General features: G+C 38.3%; 20 protein-coding genes. All 20 read left to right on the top strand.

Annotation, left to right across the window (positions count from 1 at the left end; genetic code table 11):
- The first annotated feature begins 43 nt into the window (after positions 1 to 43).
- The 20 genes from J2S78_RS13170 (at position 44) to J2S78_RS13075 (ending at position 25,289) form a co-directional block, all read left to right on the top strand.
- Positions 44 to 223: a hypothetical protein gene (locus tag J2S78_RS13170; RefSeq protein WP_306899259.1), complete on the top strand. Its 180-nt coding sequence runs from the start codon at positions 44 to 46 to the stop codon at positions 221 to 223.
- Positions 220 to 621, top strand: coding sequence for an aldo/keto reductase (locus J2S78_RS13165; protein ID WP_370871566.1), 402 nt, complete (start codon positions 220 to 222; stop codon positions 619 to 621). Before J2S78_RS13170 ends, J2S78_RS13165 begins: the two co-directional genes overlap by 4 nt.
- A 400-nt stretch (positions 622 to 1,021) precedes the next feature.
- Positions 1,022 to 1,948 carry a glucose-1-phosphate thymidylyltransferase RfbA gene (gene rfbA, locus J2S78_RS13160; protein ID WP_306899613.1) on the top strand — a complete coding sequence of 309 codons (927 nt, stop codon included), beginning with the start codon at positions 1,022 to 1,024 and terminating at the stop codon, positions 1,946 to 1,948.
- Positions 1,945 to 2,979: a dTDP-glucose 4,6-dehydratase gene (gene rfbB / locus J2S78_RS13155; RefSeq protein ID WP_306899256.1), complete on the top strand. Its 1,035-nt coding sequence runs from the start codon at positions 1,945 to 1,947 to the stop codon at positions 2,977 to 2,979. The genes rfbA and rfbB overlap by 4 nt, the downstream gene beginning before the upstream one ends.
- The gene (locus tag J2S78_RS13150; protein WP_306899255.1) at positions 2,969 to 3,967 is read left to right on the top strand and encodes a glycosyltransferase family 2 protein; all 999 of its coding nucleotides are present in this window, start codon (positions 2,969 to 2,971) and stop codon (positions 3,965 to 3,967) included. The genes rfbB and J2S78_RS13150 overlap by 11 nt, the downstream gene beginning before the upstream one ends.
- Position 3,968: 1 nt before the next feature.
- Positions 3,969 to 4,640 carry a GNAT family N-acetyltransferase gene (locus J2S78_RS13145; protein ID WP_306899253.1) on the top strand — a complete coding sequence of 224 codons (672 nt, stop codon included), beginning with the start codon at positions 3,969 to 3,971 and terminating at the stop codon, positions 4,638 to 4,640.
- 20 nt (positions 4,641 to 4,660) lie between these two features.
- Positions 4,661 to 5,026: an EamA family transporter gene (locus J2S78_RS13140; RefSeq protein ID WP_306899252.1), complete on the top strand. Its 366-nt coding sequence runs from the start codon at positions 4,661 to 4,663 to the stop codon at positions 5,024 to 5,026.
- Positions 5,027 to 5,048: 22 nt separating this feature from the next.
- The gene (gene rffA / locus J2S78_RS13135; protein WP_306899610.1) at positions 5,049 to 6,179 is read left to right on the top strand and encodes a dTDP-4-amino-4,6-dideoxygalactose transaminase; all 1,131 of its coding nucleotides are present in this window, start codon (positions 5,049 to 5,051) and stop codon (positions 6,177 to 6,179) included.
- On the top strand, positions 6,173 to 7,879 hold the full coding sequence (locus J2S78_RS13130) for a DUF6044 family protein (protein ID WP_306899250.1): 1,707 nt from the start codon (positions 6,173 to 6,175) through the stop codon (positions 7,877 to 7,879). Before rffA ends, J2S78_RS13130 begins: the two co-directional genes overlap by 7 nt.
- 89 nt (positions 7,880 to 7,968) lie before the next feature.
- On the top strand, positions 7,969 to 9,807 hold the full coding sequence (locus tag J2S78_RS13125; RefSeq protein ID WP_306899249.1) for an adenine deaminase: 1,839 nt from the start codon (positions 7,969 to 7,971) through the stop codon (positions 9,805 to 9,807).
- 502 nt (positions 9,808 to 10,309) lie between these two features.
- On the top strand, positions 10,310 to 14,107 hold the full coding sequence (locus J2S78_RS13120) for a right-handed parallel beta-helix repeat-containing protein (protein WP_306899247.1): 3,798 nt from the start codon (positions 10,310 to 10,312) through the stop codon (positions 14,105 to 14,107).
- A gap of 202 nt (positions 14,108 to 14,309) precedes the next feature.
- Positions 14,310 to 15,647, top strand: coding sequence for an ABC transporter substrate-binding protein (locus tag J2S78_RS13115; protein WP_306899245.1), 1,338 nt, complete (start codon positions 14,310 to 14,312; stop codon positions 15,645 to 15,647).
- Between the two features lie 168 nt (positions 15,648 to 15,815).
- A complete protein-coding gene (locus J2S78_RS13110; protein ID WP_306899607.1) occupies positions 15,816 to 16,709 on the top strand; it encodes a carbohydrate ABC transporter permease in 894 nt (297 codons plus the stop codon).
- A gap of 18 nt (positions 16,710 to 16,727) precedes the next feature.
- Entirely contained in the window at positions 16,728 to 17,576 is an 849-nt protein-coding gene (locus tag J2S78_RS13105; RefSeq protein WP_306899243.1) for a carbohydrate ABC transporter permease, read from the top strand.
- 29 nt (positions 17,577 to 17,605) lie between these two features.
- Positions 17,606 to 18,895, top strand: a complete 1,290-nt coding sequence (locus tag J2S78_RS13100; RefSeq protein ID WP_306899241.1) for a Gfo/Idh/MocA family protein — start codon at positions 17,606 to 17,608, stop codon at positions 18,893 to 18,895.
- Between the two features lie 21 nt (positions 18,896 to 18,916).
- Positions 18,917 to 19,558, top strand: coding sequence for a YesL family protein (locus J2S78_RS13095; RefSeq protein ID WP_306899239.1), 642 nt, complete (start codon positions 18,917 to 18,919; stop codon positions 19,556 to 19,558).
- Between the two features lie 30 nt (positions 19,559 to 19,588).
- A complete protein-coding gene (locus J2S78_RS13090; RefSeq protein WP_306899237.1) occupies positions 19,589 to 20,578 on the top strand; it encodes a bile acid:sodium symporter family protein in 990 nt (329 codons plus the stop codon).
- Between the two features lie 90 nt (positions 20,579 to 20,668).
- Positions 20,669 to 21,913, top strand: a complete 1,245-nt coding sequence (locus J2S78_RS13085; RefSeq protein WP_306899235.1) for a multi antimicrobial extrusion protein MatE — start codon at positions 20,669 to 20,671, stop codon at positions 21,911 to 21,913.
- 25 nt (positions 21,914 to 21,938) lie between these two features.
- Entirely contained in the window at positions 21,939 to 23,720 is a 1,782-nt protein-coding gene (locus J2S78_RS13080) for a sensor histidine kinase (RefSeq protein WP_306899233.1), read from the top strand.
- Between the two features lie 6 nt (positions 23,721 to 23,726).
- A complete protein-coding gene (locus tag J2S78_RS13075; RefSeq protein WP_306899232.1) occupies positions 23,727 to 25,289 on the top strand; it encodes a response regulator transcription factor in 1,563 nt (520 codons plus the stop codon).
- Positions 25,290 to 25,340 lie beyond the last annotated feature (51 nt).

Below are 25,340 nucleotides of genomic sequence, written 5' to 3'. Positions count from 1 at the left end.
TACTATATAGTTGTTGGGATATTTAAAGTGGAGGTGAGCACTTTTGTCCAGGCAAACATTCGGTATATTTATGGTTATCGTAGGAGCTATCGCTATGATTATAAATCTATCTTATCTTAAACCTTATGAGTATTATGATGTCATACGTCGACTATCCTATGTCTTATTTATGGTGGGGATATTTATGATTCCTAGTTATTCGAAATCTGAAAAAAACAGATGATAGCTATAGACTTATATGAAATTAGGGCTTTTCAAGTGAGTACATTACCACCTGAGACATGGATTGAGTATGACTTATTACCATGGCAGCGTGAACGCAATATTCCGACCATGGCATATTGTCCGCTTGCCCAAGGCGGAAGTTCGTTGCAAAAACGAATGATGAACAATCCAGATGTTAATAAAATAGCAGAGAGTCATCAAGTAAAACCGATGCAAATAGCTCTAGCCTGGTCGATTAGAAACGGTGATGTTCTCGCCATTCCAAAAGCAGTACAAGAACAGCATATTTATGATAATGCTGCAGCGGCTGCCATTGAGCTTAATGAAGAAGAAATAAAAATATTAGACCGTGAATTTCCTCCTCCTCGTAAGAAAATGCCGTTAGGTATTATTTAATATGTTGAAGACAAGACCTTTTCCTTTTTAGGAAAGGTCTTTTTTATCGTAAAGGCTGCGTGCGATCTGCTCAAAGCGTGTGCTGGGATCGGGGTCATTCAATACCAACCTAGGGCAGTTGAACAGACACAATCATGTGTTACTTTAAAAAAATGTGAAAAAGAATGGGATGACACACTGCTGACACACTTATTTCTCATCATAAAAGTAGCTTGAACAGAGAATAAATAACAGAGATAAAGGTTAATATGATGCAAGTTCTGCTTTTTCATTTGTACGAAGAAAATGTTATGTATCAGGCAGATTTTCATGGATGTTTTGGTACAATCCGTGATGTTTTTAAACGGTTTTAAAAAGGAAATATAGTTATAACATTTTATCGTGTAAGGAGGTCGAAATGATGAAAGGTATCATATTAGCAGGCGGAAGCGGATCGAGACTGTATCCAATGACAAAAAGTATTTCTAAACAATTGTTGCCGGTTTATGATAAACCGATGATATACTATCCGCTATCTGTGTTAATGCTTTCTGGTATTCGGGACATTTTAATTATATCAACACCTCAGGATACGCCAAGATTCCAAGAACTACTTGGAGATGGCAGTCAGTTTGGGATTTCTCTTTCTTATGCAGAACAGTCTTCTCCAGATGGATTGGCTCAAGCTTTTACGATTGGAGAATCGTTTGTTGGTAATGATAATGTAGCTTTAATACTTGGCGATAATATCTTTTATGGACAAGGGTTCACCCCTCTCCTTCAGCAAGCAGCGAATCGTACACAAGGAGCCACTGTTTTCGGATACCGGGTGAGTGAACCGGAACGATTTGGAGTGGTAGAGTTTGATGAAAAACAGCGTGTAAAGTCTATTGAGGAAAAACCGAAAAAGCCGAAATCGGAGTTTGCGGTGACGGGCTTATACTTTTATGACAATAATGTGCTTGATATTGCGAAAAACACCCGCCCTTCGAGTCGAGGGGAATTGGAGATCACTGATATTAACAAAGCATATCTTGAAGCGGGTACATTAAATGTGGAATTACTTGGCCGCGGTTTTGCATGGCTGGATACAGGTACACCGGAATCTCTGTTTGATGCCTCTCAATTTATTGAGACTGTTGAGAAACGTCAAGGCTTTAAAGTGGCCTGCTTAGAGGAAATTGCTTATTATATGAATTATTTAAACAGGGATGAGATGTTGAAAAAAATATCTCAAATGAAAAATAGTGAGTATAAAAAGTACTTGCTGCGAACAGTCGAAAAAAGCCCGTTAACAGAGGGCGTCGGTCAATCAGATAATGAGCATAGAACGGAACTGATGAAATGATGGAACAAAAGACGATATTAATAACAGGAGGGGCAGGGTTTATCGGACTTCACTTTGTCCCTTACTTTGCCGAAAAGTATCCAAATGTGAAAGTTATCAATTTCGATAAATTAACGTATGCCGCCGACTCTGAGGAAATGAACAAATTCAATCACCTTTCGAATCATCACTTTGTCGAAGGAGACATCGGAGATCGGGAGCTATTGGAAACACTGTTTAGAGACCACGATATTCAAGGTGTTATTCATTTTGCGGCAGAATCCCACGTCGATCGTTCGATTGATGATCCTGATGCATTTATCCGTACGAATGTACATGGAACATTTACGTTGCTCGATGTTGCAAAAAATTATTGGATGACCGGAGCTAACCAATTCCGGCCTGGGTATGAACATGCACGTTTTCATCATATTTCGACGGATGAAGTGTATGGAACCCTAGGTCCAGTTGGATTGTTTTCAGAAACATCCCCCTATGCACCGAGCAGTCCTTACAGCGCAAGTAAGGCAAGTTCGGATATGATTGTTCAAAGTTACTATAGAACGTACGGCATGAATACTGTAATTACAAATTGCTCAAATAATTACGGGCCTAAGCAGCATAAAGAAAAGCTAATTCCAACAATTATAAGAAAAGCGTTAAACGCTGAAACAGTCCCGATTTATGGAGATGGTCAGAACATAAGAGACTGGCTCTATGTATTAGATCATTGCAAAGGCGTCGATCACGTATTTCACGATGGGCAAACAGGACAAACCTATAACATTGGAGGAGAAAATGAACGTACCAATCTGTATATTGCCAGAAAAATTTGTGAAGTACTAGATGAATTAGCGCCTGAAACAAAACAAAAGGCTGGTCTAGGAAGTTATAAAGAGCTTATCTCATTTGTCGATGATCGCCCAGGACATGACCGTAGATATGCGGTTGATACTAGTAAAATCAAAGAAGAGCTGGGATGGCAGGCCGACGAAGATTTTGAGTCGGGAATTCTAAAAACGGTGGAGTGGTATGTAAATTATGAAAAATAGTAATCCTCATCTTTCCGTTGTAACTCCGGTGTATGGATGCGGTGAATGCTTGATTCAACTATATAACCGGTTAAAAGAAACATTAGAAAACATCACACGCAATTTTGAAATCATTATGGTAGAAGATTGCAGTCCCGATCAATCTTGGAGTGTGATTCAACAGCTAACAAACAGGGACAGCCGTGTAAAAGGAATGAAACTAGCTAAAAATTTTGGTCAGCATGTAGCTATTACTGCTGGTTTGGATGAAGCAAAAGGTGACTGGGTTGTTGTCATGGACTGCGATCTTCAGGATCAACCAGAAGAGATAGCTAAACTATACGAAAAGACAACAGAAGGTTTTGACGTTGTATTTGCGAGAAGGCAAGTGCGTCATGATACTTTTATAAAAAGATGGGAGTCAAAACTTTACTATAAAGTGTATGACTATTTCACAGAAAATACATCTGATCCTGCTATTGCGAACTTCAGTATATCGTCTAGAAAAGTCATTCAAAACTTTCAACAGCTACGTGAACAAAATCGAAATTTCCCGTTATTTATAAAATGGATGGGATTCGACACGGCTACAGTGAATGTAGAACATCAAGAAAGAGTATCCGGTACATCCTCATACAATTTATCAAAACTAATGAATCTTGCTATAGATGGTATTGTATCGCAATCGAACAAACCGTTGCGATTGTCTATTAAGTTCGGGTTTTTACTTTCACTTGGTGCACTTATATATGGTTTATATTTAATGTACCAGTACTTTTTTATGTTTGAGCCATTGCCGGGGTGGACAAGTTTAATGGTTTCTATCTATTTTGTCGGCGGATTAATTTTTGCCAATCTCGGCGTCTTAGGTTTGTATATAGGCAAAGTGTTTAATGAAGTGAAAGACAGACCTTTATATATTGTGCAAGAATCGGTTGGGTTTCAAGAGGGTAATGTAGAAAAAACAACACCAACCTTACAAACGAAAAATAAACAAGGAGGATTGTGACATGACAGAAGAAATGATTCGTGAAACACCTTGGGATAAAAGAGCATTAGAAATGGATACTTATGAATTACTGGTGCATTCTGAAGAAGCACTGAAAAAAAGTGAAAGCATGGAAGGGCATTTTACAATAAAAGTGGATCCGTTAGACTCGAAAAAACTTCTTCATCAATACGGATTTTATTATACAGATACTTTGGTGACTCCAATTTGTCACAGACAAACGTTCATTCCTTTTGAAGATGAAAAATTAACATTAATGTTTGATGTGAATCGTGAAGATATTATTGCTATTTCAAAAGGAGCTTATGAGCACGGTCGATTCCACCGTGATTTTAAATTAGATCGAAGCGGGGCGGATCAACGGTATGACAACTGGCTGGGTCAGTTATATGATCAAAATAAAGTGTGGGGACTGGCGTATGATGGCGAATTGGCCGGGTTCTTTGCTTTTTCTGAAAATCAGGTACTTCTCCAAGCATTTAAACCTGAATATCAGGGACGTGGCTTATCCAAATATTTTTGGAGTCAGGCTGTCCAAATTTTGTTTGATGAAGGGTATGAAGAGGTAAAGACGTCGATTTCCGCAGCAAACTTGGCGATGATGAATCTAGTGACATCCCTTGGTTTTAAATTCAAGGGTGCAGTCGATATTTATCATAAGCTTAACACGTAGTGCTGGAGAGGATTTTTAGAGTGGGTTATCTTTATATATTTGGAACTATATTTTTCACAGTATACGGGCAGATGATGCTAAAGTGGCGGATTTCAAAATTTGGGAGTCTGCCTGCTGATCTATCGGAGAAAATCGTATTTCTATTGAAACTTTTACTCGACCCGCTTATTTTATCGGGTTTTCTTTCTGCCTTTGTCGCATCACTGTTTTGGATGGCAGCGATGACAAAATTTGATATTAGTTATGCGTATCCCTTTATGAGTTTATCCTTTATGCTTGTCTTTTTCTTATCCATTCTTATATTTAATGAGCCGATAACGTCTTATAAAGTAATAGGACTAATACTAATTGTTGCGGGAATACTTGTGACGAGTCAGTCAGCTTAAAATGTCAGGAGGTGGTTAAGTGATGATTCCTTTTAATAGAGCTCCGGTGACAGGAGAAGAACAATATTACATGACGCAAGCTATCGAGAATAGAAAACTTTCCGGAGACGGCCCTTTTACAAAGAAGTGTCAGGAATGGTTAGAATCCTCTTTTGAATGCCCGAAAACGTATTTGACGCCGTCATGCACTCATGCGCTGGAGATGGCCGCCCTGCTAGCAGATATAAAGCCGGGGGATGAAGTGATTATGCCTTCGTACACTTTTGTATCGACTGCCAATGCTTTTGTACTGCGGGGAGCGGTGATTGTTTTCGTTGATATTCGACCGGATACAATGAATATTGATGAAAATTTGATAGAATATGCGATTACGAGCAAGACAAAAGCTATTGTTCCGGTGCATTATGCAGGGGTAGCTTGTGAAATGGACACTATTTTATCCATTGCAAAAAAACATGAGCTCATGGTGATTGAAGATGCTGCACAAGGTGTGATGAGTACATATAAAGGTGAAGCACTTGGCACGATAGGTGACTACGGCTGTTACAGTTTTCATGATACGAAAAACTATACAAGTGGAGAAGGTGGTGCTCTGCTTGTGAATGATGAAAGGAACAAAGAACAGGCAGAGATTATTCGTGAAAAAGGGACGAACCGATCTAGATTTCTGCGCGGACAAGTTGACAAGTACTCCTGGGTAAACATAGGGTCATCTTATCTTCCAGGAGAGTTGAATGCTGCCTATTTGTATGCGCAGCTTCATCATGCGAATGTTATTAATGAGGACCGTTTAGCCTCTTGGAACATGTATTATGAAGCGTTAGAACCGCTTGCAGAGAAAGGATTAATAGAATTACCGGTGGTTCCAGAGGAGTGTTGTCATAATGCTCACATGTTTTATATAAAAACGAAAGATATTGAGGAACGCACGGCATTAGTGGAATGGTTGAAACAAGATAATATTGTAAGTGTCTTTCATTACGTTCCGCTTCATTCGTCTGAAGCCGGGAAACGGTTCGGACGTTTTCACGGAGAAGACCAGTTCACAACAAAAGAAAGTGAACGGTTGTTGCGATTACCTATGTTTTATGAATTGCAAAAACAAGATATTGAAGCTGTCACGAACAGGATAAGGAGTTTTTACAAGTGTTGAGAGAGAGAACCTGGATTATAATAAGCGTATGTTTAATACTTGCTTATTTATTGCCACTTGTCATTCTCGGGGAAGATGCACATGTGAGAATTCATGATAACTTGGATTCTAATCTAGTTTGGTATAAAACGATGGTGGAAAATGGTGTTATATTTGCTTCGAATGACACAGAAATTCCGACGATAATGAACGGGTTACCGCGCGAATCGTTGAGCGCTGAACTAAGTTTATTTACATTACTGTTTTCTTTGTTTGATCCTTTCACGGTATTTGCTATAAACTTGTTTCTCATGCGATTTGTTGCTTTTTTTGGCATGTACCTTTTATTGAAAAAACATATCCTGACTCATAAAAATGCCAGCCCCTGGATTATCGCTGGAACAGCGCTTGTCTTCTCACTGACAACCTTCTGGCCTTTTGGGGGCTTGAGTTTTGCAGGTATTCCTCTCGTACTATATGCTTTTTTAAACTTGCGAAATCGAACATCAACTTGGAAAGACTGGCTTATCATTGGCCTCGTCCCTTTTTATTCTAGTTTTATCGTATCTTTCATATTCTTCTTAGCGATAATGGGTCTGGTTTGGTTGGTTGATGCTATTAGAACAAAACGCATCAATTGGCTAATGTTCACGGGTGTTGTTGTAATGACGGCTCTTTATCTTATGAAACAATACCGGCTTGTTATTGGCATGTTGTTTGAACAAGGATTCACAACACATCGGGCTGAATTTTCAAGAGGACATAGAGATTTTGAAACGGTCATCAACTTTTTTGGGGATAATTTGCTACACTCTCATTCACATTCGGAATCCTTACATTATCCGTTTGCCTTTTATACAGCGGTTTTTGCACTCTTATTAACATTTGGTGTGAAACTGGTCCGAAAGTGGAGACCATCGATTACGCCATTGAATGCAAGAGAGAAAGCAATACCTTGGCTGTTTCTTTCTATTGTGATTTTTTCCTTCTGGATATCTATTTGGAACTGGGAAGGTATGCGGGTTTTGAAAAATGCGAGTGATCTGATTAATGAATTTAACTTTGGGCGATTCCACTTGTTAAATATCGTTACTTGGTATGTGGTGTTTGCGCTTGCGTTAACGATGATTCAAAAAAGGTTGAAATTCGGAACGACACTTGCTGTGCTACTATTGATCGGTCAAATTGGCGGCGTATTTTCTCAGCATCATGAATTAAAATATAGAGATATTGATTACCCGTCTTACGCTGAGTTTTACTCCGAAGATTTATTCGATGAGGTGCAATCGTATATTGGCGAAGACCCTGCGGATTATCGTGTTGTAAGTGTCGGCATGCACCCTGCTATTGCTCAATATAATGGATTTTACACGCTGGATTTGTATGTGACGATGTATCCTTTAGATTATAAGCACCAATTCAAGGAAATCATTGAAGGAGAGCTTCAGAAAAACGAAACATTAGAAGGATATTTTAATACTTGGGGCGGAAGAGCTTACGTTTTCGCCGATGAACTCGGAAAAAATTATTTATTTACAAAAGATAAAAATAAAACAATCGAAGACTTCGATTTTGGCACGGAAGCTTTTAAAGATATGGGCGGTGAATATGTTTTATCCGCTGTAGAGATTAAGAATGCAGAAGAAAATGGTTTACAGCTAGAAAAAGTGTTTGAAAACGAAGACTCGGTATGGGAAATTTATTTATATAAAGCGGAATAAATATTTCTTTGGAAAAAAGATTGACGGAATTGTTTTCAGTTCTTTTTTCTATTCGTATAATAAAAAGAAGTCGAAAAGGAGCTGAAACAATGAGTACTGCAAACAATTTTGTTCAAAATAGGAAACCGTTAGCGGAAGACATCCCGGAATTAGTAAAGACAGCACGTGGAGATAAACCGGCTTCTTTAGTCATTGAAAATGCGAAAATGGTTAATGTAATCTCTGGAGAAATTCAATCAGACATTGATATTGCCGTGCAGAGTACCCGAATTGCCTATGTAGGAAACGATGCCTCTCATACGATAGGAGAGGATACTGTTCGCATTCATGCGAATGGAAATTATGTTGCTCCTGGATTAATAGATGGGCACTGTCACATAGAAAGCAGTCAGATTACTCCAAAGCAATTTGCGAGAGCGGTATTGCCAAAAGGGACAACAGGTGGTTTTTTTGACGCCCATGAAATTGCCAATGTTTTAGGGTTGAAAGGACTTCGTTTAATGTTGAATGAATTGCGCCAAACCCCGATGGCAGGCTACATGCAAGTGGCCTCTTGTGTTCCTTCTACAAGCACGGACTTTGAGACGAGTGGAGCAAATATTGGCCCCGAAGAAGTAGCAGAAGCTTTCACTTGGGGAGAGGACATGATTGCTCTTGGCGAAGTGATGAATTTTCCGGGTGTCGTGTTTGGCGATGACAAAATGATGGGCGAAATTCAAGAGACGTTAAAAGCAGGCAGAGTGGCGGATGGTCATTACACTTGGCCTAGTAATGATTGGAGAATGTCTGCTTATGCCGCAAGCGGAATCTCAGGAGATCACGAAGTGACAAGTGGGGAAGAAGTAATTGATAGAGTACGCCTAGGTATGTACGCAAAACTTCGTCGCGGATCAGCATGGCATGATGTTGTCCCGACGATTACAGCTTATACAGAGCGGGGGATTGATTCACGCCGTTTGATGTTAGTGACAGATGACAGAAGTCCAGAATCACTCGTGGATGAAGGACATATGGACTTTGTAGTTCGTCATGCGATAGAACAAGGGGTGCCGCCTGTTGTTGCATTTCAAATGGCAACGATTAACTCGGCTGAACGTTTTGGTTTATCTCAAGACATTGGATCTATTGCTCCAGGTAGATTTGCTGACATTATCATGTTAGACGGACCGCTCCCGGAAGTGAACGTTCAAACTACAATTGCTGCGGGTGTTGTTGTTGCAGAAAACGGAGAAATGACAGACGTTTGGGAAAGTGATCCGTACCCAAAAGAAGCGCAGCAATCTGTTCATTTGAATCCGTCTTTTCAAGCTGAAAATTTCAGCATTGAAGCTCCGCATGGAACAATGGATGGAACATATCGTGCACGTGCTATTAAAGTCCGTGAGAATCACGTTGATACGAAAGAAGAACATATTCAAGTGCCTGTTGAGAATGGCGCAGTGGCATTGCCGCAACATGAAGATGTATGCAAAATGTCTGTGATAGAACGTCACGGTAAGGGGGGCAGTCAGTCTAGCGCCCTTTTAACAAACGTAGGATTTACGAAACCGGCGGCATTTGCTTCAACGGTGTCACATGATTCTCATAATCTTATGGTCATCGGAAACGATGATAGCTTAATCGCAAAAGCTGCTAATGAAGTGATTACGATGCAAGGTGGCGTTGCGGTTGTGACAGAGGAAGGTAAGGTCACTCAGCCACTGCCTGTTGCAGGCCTCATGTCTCCAGAACCATTCGAGAAAGTGGCCGAACAGTCGCGGGCCATTAGTCAAGCGCTTGTTTCTGCAGGATGTACGATGAATTACGCATTTATGACGCTTTCTTTACTGGCATTGGTAGTTATTCCGGAATTGAGATTGTCTGATAAAGGTCTTATTCAGCACACCGATGAAGGATTTGTTCACGTTCCGTTAATCATTGATAATTAAATAGTTAATGTAACAGAAGGAGCTGTATCAAAAGTCTACTACTAGCCAAAAAATACTTCACTAACATTTAGGGCTTGCGCTGCAGGCGGACGCTTTCCGCGGGCAGCGCCTCATTCCCGCAGGAGTCGCCGCCTTCCGCTTCTGCCCGTGGTTAAATTCTCTTTATTATAGAATGGAGCTGTACCTTTTGATACAGCTCCTTCTTTGTTTATTAATAATAAAATGAAAAAAAGTTGATAGTATTCTACCATTTTATAAAAAAATACAAGCAGAGAAAGCGCAGGAAAAAAGAAGAAAATAGTCCATAAACCGGTTTATAAGAATGGTAAAGTTTTTATTTTCTATAGTAGGACTATTGATGTGTTTTTGAAAAATCATAGGATTATATATTTTTTTTTAAATAACCTTAAATTGACATCGGTTTTGAATGCGCTTACAATTTTTAATCAATTCAATGGAAAGGAGGAATATTTAAAAAATACTAAAAAAAGGAGAATGATACATGGAAGCTTTGAAACAGGTATTTGCTTTATCAATGTCGACTCTTTTAGTATTTTCCCCTGTCATAACATTAGCTGACAATCATGAGGAAATGATTGATATAACAAGTGATTGGCAGGGAAGTGTGTTTGGAAATAACGGTGGACAAGACGGTATTAATTCTGAAAATTTCGAAATAAAGGAGGACGATAGTACAGTAACTTTGAGAAGTTCTAATGACAAGGGAAAAATTGAAAGTAATGCTGAAGGAATTGCTTATTATTTTAAAAATATACCGAAGGACGCTAATGTTGAAATGACGGCAACAGCTGAAGTGAGCTCCTGGACAGCAAATGATCAAGTCGGTTTTGGCATCATGTTGAGAAGCAATGTTTTGGATAACGAGAACATTGGTGACTTTACAGGTGATTATATTGCGGCAGGTGCTCTAGATCAATCAATGAAAGGTTTTTATAATCAAAATGATTTAGACAGTGTTGTAAAAGAAGGATATGAATTTGATGAGGCAAATACCCCTGCTCCGGATGAAAAATTTAAGTTAAAACTGGAGAAAAATGGTGGTCTATACAGGGTTTCTGTTGGAGACGAAACACAAGTTATAGAGGATTTTGAAGGAGAAGTGGAATACGCTGGACTTTTTACTTCGAGAAATACCGAAGTGACGTATAGCAATGTGTCACTTGAAGTGGAAGAACAAAAAGATATGAAAGAATTGCAGGTAGATTCTAGTGATATGAAAACGGAATATTTAGTGGAAGAGGAGTTGGATACAAAAGGGCTCCGTGTAACGGCAGTGGATGAGAATGGTGAAGAAGAATTAACTTCTAAAGACTATATTGTCACAGGTTTTGACAGTAGCGAGCCTGGAACAAACACCATGTATATTCATTACAATGGGGTTGTAGAAGCTGTAGATTTATCCATTAATGATTTGTCTGTCACAGATATGGAAGTACAGTTTCTTCCGGCTAAAACAACGTATTACCCAGGGGATATGTTTGATTATGAAGGATTAACGATTATGGGCGAATTTAATGATGGATATCAAACTAGGGAGCTTTCCAGTGATGAATACACCATTGTTATTGACGGGGACGAGGTAAAAGAAGGAGATACATTAGAAAAGCCAGGAATGAAAGATGTAACAGTTGTTTCCAAAGAGAATTCAGAGGTTGCTGCCAATTTTCAAATAGAAGTGGTAGATGCTAAAATTACTGGCCTTTATATTAGGCAAGATCCTGAAAAAACGACGTACTTTATTGGCAATGAACTACAGTTAGATGGAATCGTAGTATATGCAGAATATAGTGATGGCAACGAGGTAAGATTGATTAGAGATAGTTATGAAGTTTCTCCGTTAGATACATCCACAGAAGGAGAGAAGCAGATAGAGATTGCTCATAAAGGAGAAAAGGCTCAGGTAAATGTGACCGTAAAGGAAAAGGAAGTGACCGGTCTTGAGGTGACCAACTATCCACAGACAACGTACGACATAGACGAAGAATTGAACATGGATGGTTTGGAAGTTTCCGAGGTGTATGATAATGGGGACAGGCAGGTATTGAACGAAAATAAATACGAAGTCAATGCTGAGCAATATGACGCTTCTTCGCCGGGAGTTACTGAAATTTCAGTGCATCCGAAAACAGAATCGCTTGATCCTGCGTCGTTTAAAGTAACGACCCGAGCGGCAAAAGACCAAGAATGGAACTCAAGGATATTCGGGCAATCTGTCGGCGAAGACACGAATACAGTGAATGTGAACGATGAAGGAACGGTTGACATTCTTGCAGAAGGACCGAGTTCAGGAAAAATAACGGGAGATCATGATGGGATAACGTATTACTATACGGAAATTGATGCAGAACAAGATAACTTTGAATTGTCAGCAGATATTCATGTTAACAACTATGCAAAAGAACCACATGATGGGCAAGAGTCGTTTGGGATTATGGCAAGAGATGCGATTGGTGAACCAAACGAATCCAGTGTTTTTGCCTCTAATGTGGCCGCTGTCGGAGGATACAGCGGTGGAACTACAGCAGAGAATGGCACGCAATTATTTGTGAGAACTGGAGTAGAGTCCTCGGATGGTTCAGGAAGTGAAGGCATTCAAAAAACAATGCTCGACAGTGAAAAGCCTAACTCTGAGAACACGTATCCCGAAACAGATTATAAACTGACGTTGGCTAAAACAAATAGTGGTTATACAGGAAAAATAAATGATGGCGAAGAAGAACTACTGTATGAACCAGAAATTCTTAACGTTCAAGATGACAAAATGTATGTCGGGTTCTATGCTGCTCGTGTGGCGCATATCGAAGTCAGTAATATAGATTTAAATGTGACTGCAGCAGAAACAGATGAACCAAAGGTCGATCCGCCAACGGAACCGACAGAACCAAGTATGGAAGTATTATCTTTAGAAAAGTCATCAAAAACAAATGATTATGAAGTGATGCTTCGTTCTAATGTGGATGGAACTGTGAACCTAAAGCAAGGAACAGAAATAATCGCAAAAGATAACGAATTGGAAGCTGGAGAAATCACTGTGGTAGAAACACCATTGGAAGAAAATGAGAGCACAAACTTCACTTCTGTTTTCCTGCCCGATGATACACAGACACTAACATCCTATGACCAAATAATCACGAATTTTTCAGTAACAAACAGAACGTTTGATGGTGATATATACGTATCTCCTGAAGGGACAGGCAGCGGGCAAGGAACAGAAGAAAATCCAGTTGATTTGGATACAGCTGTCGATTACGTGAGTGAAGGTCAGACCATTATAGTGACAGATGGAGAATATGTCCGCGAATCGAAACTGGAAATGAAAAAGTACAATGATGGCACCGAAGATGCTATGAAAATATTAAAGGCAGCGCCTGATGCAACTCCTGTCATAGATTTTGATAAACAATCTGAAGGTGTAGTGCTAAGCGGGGATTATTGGCATGTGGAGGGTATCGATTTTGCGCGTTCGGCCGGCAATACGAAAGGGTTTGTTATTGGAGGCGACAATAATATCGTTGAAAACAGCCGGTTTTATGAGCATGGTGATACAGGTCTGCAAATCAGCCGGACAGATTCAGAAGAAGATGACAAGTCAGAGTGGCCGTCGAACAATTTGGTATTAAATTCAACCTCATTTGATAATAGAGATCCATCTGAAAATAATGCGGATGGATTTGCAGCGAAGTTAACATCCGGGGAAGGTAATGTTTTCCGGGGAACTATTGCTCACAATAATATTGATGATGGCTGGGATTTATACACCAAGGTCGGAACGGGAGAAATTGGATCAGTACTAATAGAGGACAGCATTGCTTATCATAATGGATTTTTAACGGATGGAACCCAAGGATCTGGTGATAAAAACGGATTTAAACTAGGAGGAGAAGGAGTAAACGTCCCTCATGTCATTCGAAATAGCATTGCTTTTGATAACGGGGCTGTCGGTTTTACTAGCAACAGCAATCCAGGTGTTATTGCCCAAAACAATGTCTCGTTTAACAACGCGGGTGGAAACTTGGACTTCTCTACCTACCCGGATATCGACGAGGCATTTGAACTAGAAAACTTTGTTTCCTATCAGCATGATTATCAAGCAGAGGATGTATATCCAGAATCGTTGGAGTCGGAAACCAACTATTTGTATGATGGAAGCTCGTCGGTAAATTCTTCTGGTGTTGAGCTGACTGAAGAAGATTTCGCCAGTACCAATCCCGACTTTCCATACAAACGAGATGTGGATGGAGATATCGTATGGGGAGATTTTCTTGAATTTAAAAAGTGATAAATAAGGGTGAGAGACAGGTATTTTAGCAAATGCCTGTCTCCGATCACACTGATTACGAAGTTTTATCGGCAAGTAAATATGTGTCTATTTTTTGAACATTGATGTCTGAATTTTTAATTATCACGACAGATTAATTGGTATAAGATTACATTATATATAGAAAGCGCTTTCAAAATTAATGAAGGGGAGAGTGGAAAAGGTGAAAAAACTGTTATTGCTTTTATGTGCTGCTCTTATGGCATCTTTTATGGCGGCCTGTGGTGGTGAAACGGAAGAAGAAGCGGAAGGAACAGAAGAAGAGGCTGGAAATGAGAATGCCGAAGATGGAGAGGATGCCTCCTCAGGAGAGGAAGAGATTACATTACGGATGTCCTGGTGGGGTTCGCAAGGACGTCATGACATGACAAATGAGATTATTGAATTGTATGAAGAAGAAAATCCGAATGTAACAATCCAACCGGATTTCACTGGATTTGATGGATATTTTGAGAAGATGGCAACTCAAGCAGCGGGAGGAAACTTACCGGACATTATGCAACAAAACCACGGTGAGTTTGTAAACCAGTATGCTAATCAAGGTCAACTAGCTGACCTACAGCCATTTGTGGATGATGGAACAATAGATGTAGAAGGTGTTGGAGATACGATTATGCAATCCGGGAAGGTAAATGAAACGTTAGTTGGTATTCCTACTGGTGTGAATGCTCTAGCGGGGTTATATGATCCGGAGATGATCGAAGAAGCCGGTGCCGAAATGCCGCATGAAGATTGGACATGGGAAGAATTCGAAACGATGGCTGAAACCGTTCATGAAGAGACTGGGGAGTATGGCGTACGTTTGATGGAACCAGGTAACATGTTTGAGTATTATGTGAGAGAAAAAGGACAACGTTTATTTAATGATGATGGATCTGGTCTTGGATATGAAGATGACCAATTATTAGTAGATTATTTAACAATGAACAAAGAAATGGTGGACGAAGGTGTAGCACCTGGATATGACACAATTGGAGAAATACAAGGACTTGAAGATGAATTGCTTATTCACCAAGAAGCACCAATTGACTTTAGATGGACGAACCAGTTAGGAACAATGACAGACGCATCCGGACGTACGATTGAAATGACTCCTTTACCTGGAGAGAACAACGACGATGGAATGTACTTGAAGCCTGCGATGTTATGGTCCATAGGAGAAAATTCAGAGCATAAAGAAGAAGCAGCTAAATTTATCAACTTTTATACGAATCAAGTAGAAGTATATGAAATAGCTGGATCCGATCGCGGGGTTCCGATTAGTCCGGAAATCCAAGAGGAAATGTCGGCAGATTTAAGTGAAACAGAACAAAAGGTATACGATTATATTGATCACATCACTGATAATAGCTCACCTATTGATTCAAATTACCCAGCTGAGGCAGCTGAAGTATTGAACTCTCTTGAAGATATAGATGAATTGGTTATGTACGGACAATTAGAACCAGAACAAGGGGCAGAACAGTTTAGAACGGAAGCAGAATCCATTTTAGGTCAATAAAAGTAATGTGGTTCGCGATCCTAAAAGGAATGAAGGATCGCGTTCCCTTTTTAACCATTGATAGCTATTAGAGAGGTGAGTGACATGCAACCGCAAATGGATGAACAAGCCAGATTACAAGAAAACACAGGCATTCCCCCTGGCAAACGCCCAAAGAATTTTTTGGGAATGAAAAAAAGGAAGCCGATAAATGATCGTGAAAATGGAATGGGATATCTTTTCCTTTCTCCTTTTGTTATCGGAACTGTTGGATTTACATTATTTCCCATTTTATATTCACTCTACTTATCTTTTACGGACTATACACTAGGGGGAACTCCTCAGTGGATAGGGTTTCAAAATTATGTAGAGATGTTCAGCAATGATGCAATGTTTCAAAAGTCTATGCAAGTTACATTCCTTTATGCTGGCACAGCAGTTCCTTTAAGATTGGTCTTTGCTTTGTTAATTGCTTTAATTCTTAATAAAGTAGTAGAAATGGTTGGACTATACAGGACATTGCTATATTTACCTTCTGTTGTAGGTGGAAGTGTTGGGGTAGCCATCATGTGGCGCCAATTATTCGGCAATGAAGGTGCAATAAATAGTATTTTAAACACTATCGGATTATCAGGACATTCTTGGTTAGGTGATCCTAATACTGCAATTTGGACACTGGTCATATTGTATGGTTGGCAGTTTGGTTCTTCTATGCTGATTTTTTTAGCGGGTTTGCGGAATATTCCGAGCACATTTTACGAAGCTTCTGCGGTAGACGGAGCAAAGCCTATTCAACAATTTTTTATGATTACACTACCTATGCTTACGCCAGTCATTTTATTTAACACAATTATGCAAACAATCCAAGGATTTATGGCCTTTACTCCTGCTTTTGTTGTTACAGAAGGGGATCCAATAAACAGCACCTTGTTATATATCCTTTATATGTACAGACAGGCTTTTGAATATTTCAATATGGGATATGCAGCGGCACTAGCCTGGGTGATGTTAATTATTATAGCAATATTTACTGCTTTAATTTTCAAAAGCTCGAAGTATTGGGTTCATTACGAAGATAACTAAAGAAAGGAGTAGGGAATAATGGATTATAGAAAAAAGAAACGTCTGAAAAAAATTGTACAACATACGCTTTTGCTGATTTTTACAGCCATTATGCTTTATCCTATCGTTTGGATGGCTGGAAGTTCATTGAAAGAAAGTTCACAAGTGTTTGTAGATTCCCATCTTATCCTCCCTGAAAGCTGGAAGTTTTCTAACTATGTTGAAGGTTGGCAAGGATTTGCAGGCATAACTTTTACGACATTTTTCAAAAACTCCTTGTTCATCACGACGGTATCAACAATTGGCAGCATTATTTTCTCTGCGGTTGTAGCTTATAGTTTTTCCCGCATTAATTTTAAAGGTCGAAAAATGTGGTTTGTAATAATGATGATGACAATGATGCTTCCGTTTGAAATGGTGATGATACCGCAATATATTATGTTTAATTGGGCTGGATGGATCGATACCTATCTACCTCTCATATTACCATCATTTTTTGGGGTACCGTTTTTTATCTTTCTTATTATGCAGTTTATCCGCACGATTCCAAAAGAGTTAGATCAGGCTGCAAGAATAGATGGATGTAATACAATATCGATATTCTTTCGAATTATCGTTCCGCTCATTGTACCGGCTATGATGACGGCTGCCATCTTCTCTTTCTACTGGAGATGGGATGACTTTATGTCTCCACTTATTTACTTGCAGACGCCTGAAAAATATCCAGTTTCTTTGGCACTGAAACTATTTTCTGATCCGAACTCCGTGACAAACTGGGGTGCAATGTTTGCAATGACTACTTTAAGTTTGTTGCCGATTATTATTATTTTCTTCATTTTCCAACGTTATATAGTAGATGGTATTAGTACAAGCGGGCTTAAAGGTTAATATGTAATACTCAGAATGGAGGGTGTCTTGTGAGAAGATATGCTGTTTGCGGAGTCAGCAAGCGTGCCATTGGTATGTTTATCGAACCCATGATTCAGACGTTTTCGAATCAATGTGAATTAGTTGGTATGCTCGATATTGATTCAAAAAGGTTTTCTGTGTGTAAAGAACAGATTCCGGAAACGAGCAATGTGCCTGAATTTGATAGTAATGATTTTGATCGAATGGTTAAAGAAACAAATCCAGATGTCATTATAGTTGCGAGCCGGGATGATACACATGTTGATTATATCTTAAAAAGTCTTCAACACCATCTGGATGTCATTTCTGAGAAACCGATGGCAACAACGGCAGAAGACTGTCAAAAAATTATGGATGCGGAGCGGGAAAGCAAAGGTCAAGTAACAGTTACTTTTAATTATCGATATAATCCGTACCATATGAAGATTAAAGAAATGATTCAAGATGGTAAGCTTGGGCGTATAACGTCTATTGATTTAAATTGGTATATTGATACGTACCACGGCTCTACTTATTTTCAAAGATGGAACCGTTATCGTGAACTTTCGGGTGGATTGTCCATTCATAAAAGTTCCCACCACTTTGACTTAGTTAATTGGTGGCTTGATCAAAAGCCAGAAGAAGTGTTTGCGTTTGGGGATTTAAATTATTATGGCAAAGACAGTGTTCATAATCCTGAAGAGGAAGAAGGACGTCGGTGTTCTACCTGTGATGTACAATTGGACTGTCCTTATTATGCACATTGGAACACTCGCAGCAATAATGCTACGGTTCAAGATGACCACATTGACTCTGACATGAGAAGACGTGAAGGTTACACAAATTATCATACAGATCGGTGTGTGTTTGATTCTGATATTCATATTGAAGATACTTATGCGGCTTCTATCCGGTATGAACAAGGAACGCTACTTAGTTACTCTGTAAATTTTTCATTGCCTTATGAAGGATATCGCCTGGCTATAAACGGAACGAAGGGACGTATAGAAACAATGGAATATCATGCTCCGTCCCGAGTTCCCTTTCCAACACCTGAGCAGACTATTGATTATTTTCCATTGTTCGGGGCAAAAGAAACGATTCATGTGGTAGAACGTGAAGGTGGGCACGGAGGTGGCGATCCGGTCATTCAGGAAGATATTTTCTTAGGGGAAAATCCGAGAAGACCGTATAAAATACTTTCCGGTAGTAAAGATGGCTCTTATGCAGTGACTACGGGAGAAGCAGTCTGGAAGTCTGTGAAAGAAGGAAAACCGCAAACAATAGACGATTTATTGTTAGAAAAGACGGTGAAGTAAAAATAGCGGGAGGGGAATGAAATGGCAGGAGGACGTTTGTTTCAGTTTGTATATTCCCTTTGTCAGTGGATATGTTACTTTTTTTATTTAAATGTGATGTGGATAGCCTGTACTTTGCTTGGAGGTGTGGTACTTGGAATATTTCCAAGTACGGCTGCCTTGTTTAGTGTGGCCAGAAAGACTGCTGTCGGAGAGGATAATATACCGCTTTTTCGAACGTTTTGGAAATCGTTTCGAAAAGAGTTTTGGAAAGTAAATGGATTGGGTTTATCTATATCCTTGTTTGGTCTTCTATGGTATTTTAATTTAAATTTCTTTCGTGCGTTTGATGGGGCTGTTTTTTTTACTTTTAATGTCGTTATGACGATTACCGGCATTATCTTTGTTATGATGTTATTTTATATATTTCCTGTGTATGTTCATTATAATTTAACGTCTCTTCAATATATTAAGTATTCGATTGCGTTAAGCTTTTTAAATATATCTAATGTTTTATTGATGCTTATCACAGCTGTATCTGCATATTATTTCTTTATAACTTTCCCTGGTTTCATCCCGCTTTTTGGGGTTAGTTTCTTTATTCAGTTAAATATGTGGATGTCGTATCAATCTTTTAAAAAAATTGATCGGAAAACATTGTCCGTTCAAGGGAAAGCGGCGTAATAACAAGAGTCACTGCGGGGAGGTTCACATATGTTGCAACGAATGAACTTAATTCTTGAGAAGGCGATGCCATATATGATTCCTGTCATCGTCTTTTTAGGAGTGACGCTATGGAGTGGAGCTCAAAGTTGGGCTCCTTTTGTGAAATGGATATTTGCGTTTATAAGTTTCTCGAGTTGTCTTAGTCTAAACTTACTTCAAGTAAAACAGGCCTTCTCCCGACCACTTCCCATTATAATATGTCTATCTATTTTACAATTCATTATTCCTTTGCTGGCTTATGTGTCCGGCATTGTCTTTTTTTCCGGAAATATAAATATGATTGCAGGGCTTGTGCTTGCATTTACCATTCCTACTGGTGTTGTAACTTTAATGTGGGTAGGACTAAAAGGCGGAAATAAAGGACTTACCTTAGCAATTGTACTTGTCCATACATTATTATCTCCGTTTCTTGTTCCGCTCACTTTACAAGTTTTAGTTGGAGCACAAGTATCTATGGATGTATTCGGATTAATGTCCGGATTATTTTGGATGATTGTATTTCCATCTATTATAGGTATCGTTGTAAATCGTGTGACGAATGGAAAATCGAAAAAACTCGGGACGACACTGGCCCCTTTTTCAAAGGTGGCTATTTTAGTTGTTATCCTTATTAACAGTGCCGTCGTATCTCCTTATTTTCAAACGATTGATGGAACATTGATTTTTCTATTCTTACTCGTGTGGGGAATTGCTTGTGTAGCTTATATAATAGGATTGTTTCTACCGTTTTTATTTAAGTGGGACAAATCAACAGCTATTAGTTTAATGTACAACAGCGGAATGAGAAATACGGGGGTTGGTGCGTCACTTGCGGTAACATACTTTCCGCCAGCTGCAGCGCTTCCGGTCGTTCTTTCGATTGTGTTCCAACAATTTCTTGCTGCAATTGCCGGACGATTCGTTACGTATTATTTTGGTGTTGAACGTCAAGAAAAAAAAGAAGATGAAATGAAAAAAGGACGTAAACTTTCGTCATAGATTTTAATAGCACAGGGGACGTGGTGGACCTTGAACCTGACATACAGAAAATTGGCCTATTTTTTTATTCCTCTAGGAATTTCTTCTAGTTTGACTGCAGTAACTCACGTTATCATAAACGGTACGTTGAGCAGGGGAGATAATGCTGCTTTTATCATCGCATGTTATGCGGTGGCTTTTTCTATGTTTGGAGTTGTAGAAAAACCAATGATTGTATTTCGTCAAACAAGTTCAGCGCTTGTTCGAGATATGAAATCTTTTAAATCGCTTGCTTTCGTCTTTGTATATGTCAGCATTACGATGATTTCAATAAGCATGATTATTAGTTTTACACCTATCGGAAATTGGCTTTTTATTCACTTATTCAATGCGGATCAAAATATGCTTCGTACGATTTCTTTAACGTTTGCAGTGATTTCAACGGTTATTATTTTTTCAGGTATTCGTGGAATTTACCAAGGTATCATAATCAATCATTTAGAGACAAAATGGTTGACGATTGGGGTCATTATAAGGCTTGGAATTATGTTTTTAGCAGCTTTCTGGTTTGTAGCTACTGGGCGTGTGACAAGCATGGCCGGAGCTGCGATTTTTTTGATAGGCATGTTTATAGAATGTGTTATTAGTGTTTGGAAAGGACATAAAATTTTAAAAAATACGGAACTAGATGCTTATACATTAACAAATAAAGATATCATGCCTTTTTACTTGCCGCTTGTCTTGTATTTTTTGTTTCAAACATTGGTGCAGCCGCTCATTTATGTGTTTTTATCCCAAAGTGATAATATTGAAATGAGTATTGCCTCTTTTGCTCTAGCTTTTTCCATCTCCCAATTAATGTTAAGTTTTTTTATGTATACTCATCAAATTGTGCTACAATTTTATCAAGAGGATCGTTCAAGAGTATTTAAGTTTACAATTTTTATTAGTTTAATTCCTGCTCTTCTCTTGATTTTTATGTCTTATACTCCTCTTGGAACATGGTTCATGGAGACAGTGATGGGAGCTGAACGCAATCTTGCAGAGCCTACTATCATAGTTTTACAGTTTTTTATACTGAAAGTTCTTATTTTTCCTTGGGTGGATTTTTTTAACGGATTTATTATGCTCGAGCGGAGAACGAGAAGAATGGTAGCCGCTCAATTGGTGAATCTGTTTATTGTATGTGTGTCTTTAGGTCTGCTCGTGACATTTTATCCTCAATGGAACGGTGTGAATGGAGCCATTGCTGCTTCCGTTGGAGAATTAGCAGGACTTGTTGCGGTCTTAATTATCGTGTACAAAAGTAGAAATCACAATCATGATTCTTCGCAACAAGAACAAGTGCAAGGATGAGAATGAGGGGGTGCTTGTTGCAAGCATGAAGAAAAAATTAACACATCAAAGTGCCATCACTCGTTTTTTGAAAGCGCTTCATCCGACAAATGTTTTTAACCAATTTTCCAAGATACGTAATAAACTATTCTCCCTTACATTTTTATTGATGTTTGCATTTGGAATGATGGGATTGTTAATCTTTCAATTTTTATCAAATATTTACGAAGAAAAGATTTATGAAGAGGCGGCAAATAATTTACATCTTTCATCGACCGTTTTAGATCGTGAGCTTTACAATATAGAAGATTTTTCTTTTAGTATTGTGACAGATCCTAGCGTACAAAACTATTTAGATCAGCTGCGAGCTGACAATATAAGCTACAACACCTATCGAGTACGAACGAATTTAGTGGACAGAATGATTTTATTTGCTAACCAGGAACGATACATTCAATCGGTACAAATTATGGATGCAAGACAAAACATGATGGTGGCAGGATTTACTCCAGATGTGGATATTGATATGGATGAAACAAAAGATATGATCGAGCAAGCTGGGGGTGGGAACGTTTGGCGCAATACAGAACATGGAGAATATTTAGTTGCTGCTAGAGAGATAAAAAAACAAGAAAACTTATCACTGGATCACCTAGGTTACTTAATAATTACACTAAATATTGAAGATCTTATAGATGATACGTTGAATTTTGCGCCAGATAAGAATTTTGTCATTACAAAAGGAGAAGAAGTTGTTTATACGGATAACTTTAAACCGTTTGAAGTTGATTCTTTTTTAAAAACAAAAGAAGCAGAAGATGGATATAGAATAGTAAATGTTGATGACAAAGAATATTTTATTACAGGTCAGCCCTCTCGTTATTTCGATTTAACGTATTATAATGTTCTTCCTTTTGAAGATGTTGATAGTAAAAAGGCAATGATTACTCAAATGATGATTGGTTATCTATTGTTGGTCGTTATTATTACAGTTTTTATTAGCAGGCAGTCAGCAAAAGCTATTTCAAAGCCTATTGAAGAGCTAACACAAAGAATGAAGAAGGTACAAAAGGGTGATTTTGACCAGGTAGAGTATGAAAAAAAGAATTATCTTAAAGATGAAATAGGAGATTTGCAGGAAAATTTTCATATTATGCTTAATAAGATTAATGAGCTAATTAAAGAAAATTATACGAAACAGCTTGTTATTAAGGAAACAGAATACAAAGCCTTACAATCTCAAATTAATCCACATTTTCTATATAATACACTGGATTCTATTCATTGGATGGCGAAAATGAATCAACAGGAGAAAATTTCAACGATGGCAGAGGCATTGGGTAATATGATGAGAAATATAATAAGTAAAAAAGAACCTTTAATTAAAATATCAGAAGAGTTAGAAATAGTAGAAAACTATATAACAATTCAAAAATACAGATATGGAGAACGTCTTCAATTTAAATTAGAAAAGGAACCTGGGGCGGAATATCTCAGTATTCCAAAACTTACGATTCAGCCTATTGTGGAGAATGCTATTCAACACGGTCTGGAAGAAATGATGGAAACATGTACGATTTCTGTACAAATATCCACAGGAGAAGATGATGTACGTATAATAGTTCGGGATAATGGTCCCGGCATAGATAAAGCAACGATTCAAAAAATCCATGAAGGAAAAGTGAAGCCGAAAGGATCAGGTATTGGGTTATACAATATTAATGAAAGGATTCATCTCATGTTTGGAGAAGATGGTGGTGTGAAGATTGATAGGGAAAATGAAGAAGGCACAGCTGTTATTATCACGCTGCCTTTTATGAAGGGGTGAGGGTAGATGTATGAAGTGATGGTAGTCGATGATGAAATAAATATTCTTGAAGGTATTGCGACAATGGTAGATTGGCAAAGTTGTGGTACGTGTTTAGCGAGTAAAGCATATAACGGTCAAATGGCATTTGACATTATACAACAAACCCCCCCTGATATTATTGTGACCGATATTAAAATGCCAGGATTGAATGGAATTGAATTAATCGAAAAAGTCCATTCCTATTTTCCGAATATAAGATTTATTGTTCTTTCTGGTTATGATGAGTTTACATTTGCTAAAACTGCTATGAAATGCGGTGTTAAACATTATCTTTTAAAACCGAGTAATGAGAAAAAAATTGAAGAAGCAATCAAAGAAGTTGTCGCCGATTTAGACATGAATAGTGAAAATGAAGCATTTATCGAAAGCATTCGTACAAAATTGAATAAGGTGATTCCAAAAGCAAAAGAGCAATTTTTGAGAGAATTTATTATAAATAGAAAATATAATATAAAAGAATGGACATATTATCAAGAATTATTCGGGTTGGAGAAGGAATCAGGACCTTTTCGATTAATAGGTTGTGTCATAGATAATGATTTTGAATATGAGCATTTATTTACGTTAAAAGAAATAATGAATAAACAATTAGCAGACTCTCAAAATATTTTGCTTTCTACTATTATTTCTGAACGAATCGTTTTACTTGTGGAAAACAGTGAGGTTGAAGAAGTCATAGAACAAGTGAAGATAGTGAAAAAAGAATGGAAATCATTAACCGGGGACAGCTTTACGACTGCAGTAAGCGGTAAAAGTGATCTTGCCAATCTTCATTTATTATATCAAGAAATTCTCGAAGGGCTGACGTATCGATTTTATTTAGGTAGAGGCGGCATTGTTACTTCAGAAGATATTCAGAATGAGGATAACCGTCCGAAAGGGTTTTCTTTTGACCATGAAAACTTGCTGCTTGCCATACGAAGCGGCAACAAAAAAGAAACAGCAGCATATTTGGAACACTTTTTTGAAGAACTGAAAAAAACCAGACTCGATATTCAAGTTGTACGTACTCATTGTCTGGAATTATTTATGTCGTTTATCCGCCAAACAAGAACAGAAGTTATGGAGGAGATGTTTCAGTATGTCCACCGCTTTCATACGAGTTCGACGTTGCAAGACATTGAAACATTTATAAAACAAATAGCGATAGAAATCGCGGAAGTAAATTATGATGCAAAACGAGAAACGCAAAATCAACTGGTCAATCAAGTGATCGATTATGCGAAAAAGCACCTTGAAGAAGAATCTTTGTCGTTATCTAGTATCGCCTCGGATGTGTTTTATATGAATTCCGATTACTTAGGAAAGTTATTCAAAAAGGAAACAGGACAAAAATTTTCTACTTATTTAATGGAAGAACGCATGAAAACAGCTATTACACTGATTGAGCAATCGGAAGAAGTAAAGATGTTTGAGGTAGCAGAAAGTGTTGGTTTTGGAAATAACCCCCGCTATTTCAGCCAAGTTTTTAAAAAGCATACAGGCTCTACACCAACAGATTATAAAAAAGCTCTTTACCTTAATTGAGTTCCGAATTTGAGAAGTGTCTTCCAGTTTAATAAGACAAAGATGGGTTTT

It is taken from the genome of Salibacterium salarium, from assembly GCF_030813635.1.
Classification (GTDB): Bacteria; Bacillota; Bacilli; order Bacillales; family Marinococcaceae; genus Salibacterium; species Salibacterium salarium.
Note: the sequence above shows the minus strand (reverse complement) of the source record. Positions and strands in the feature narration are given on the sequence as shown.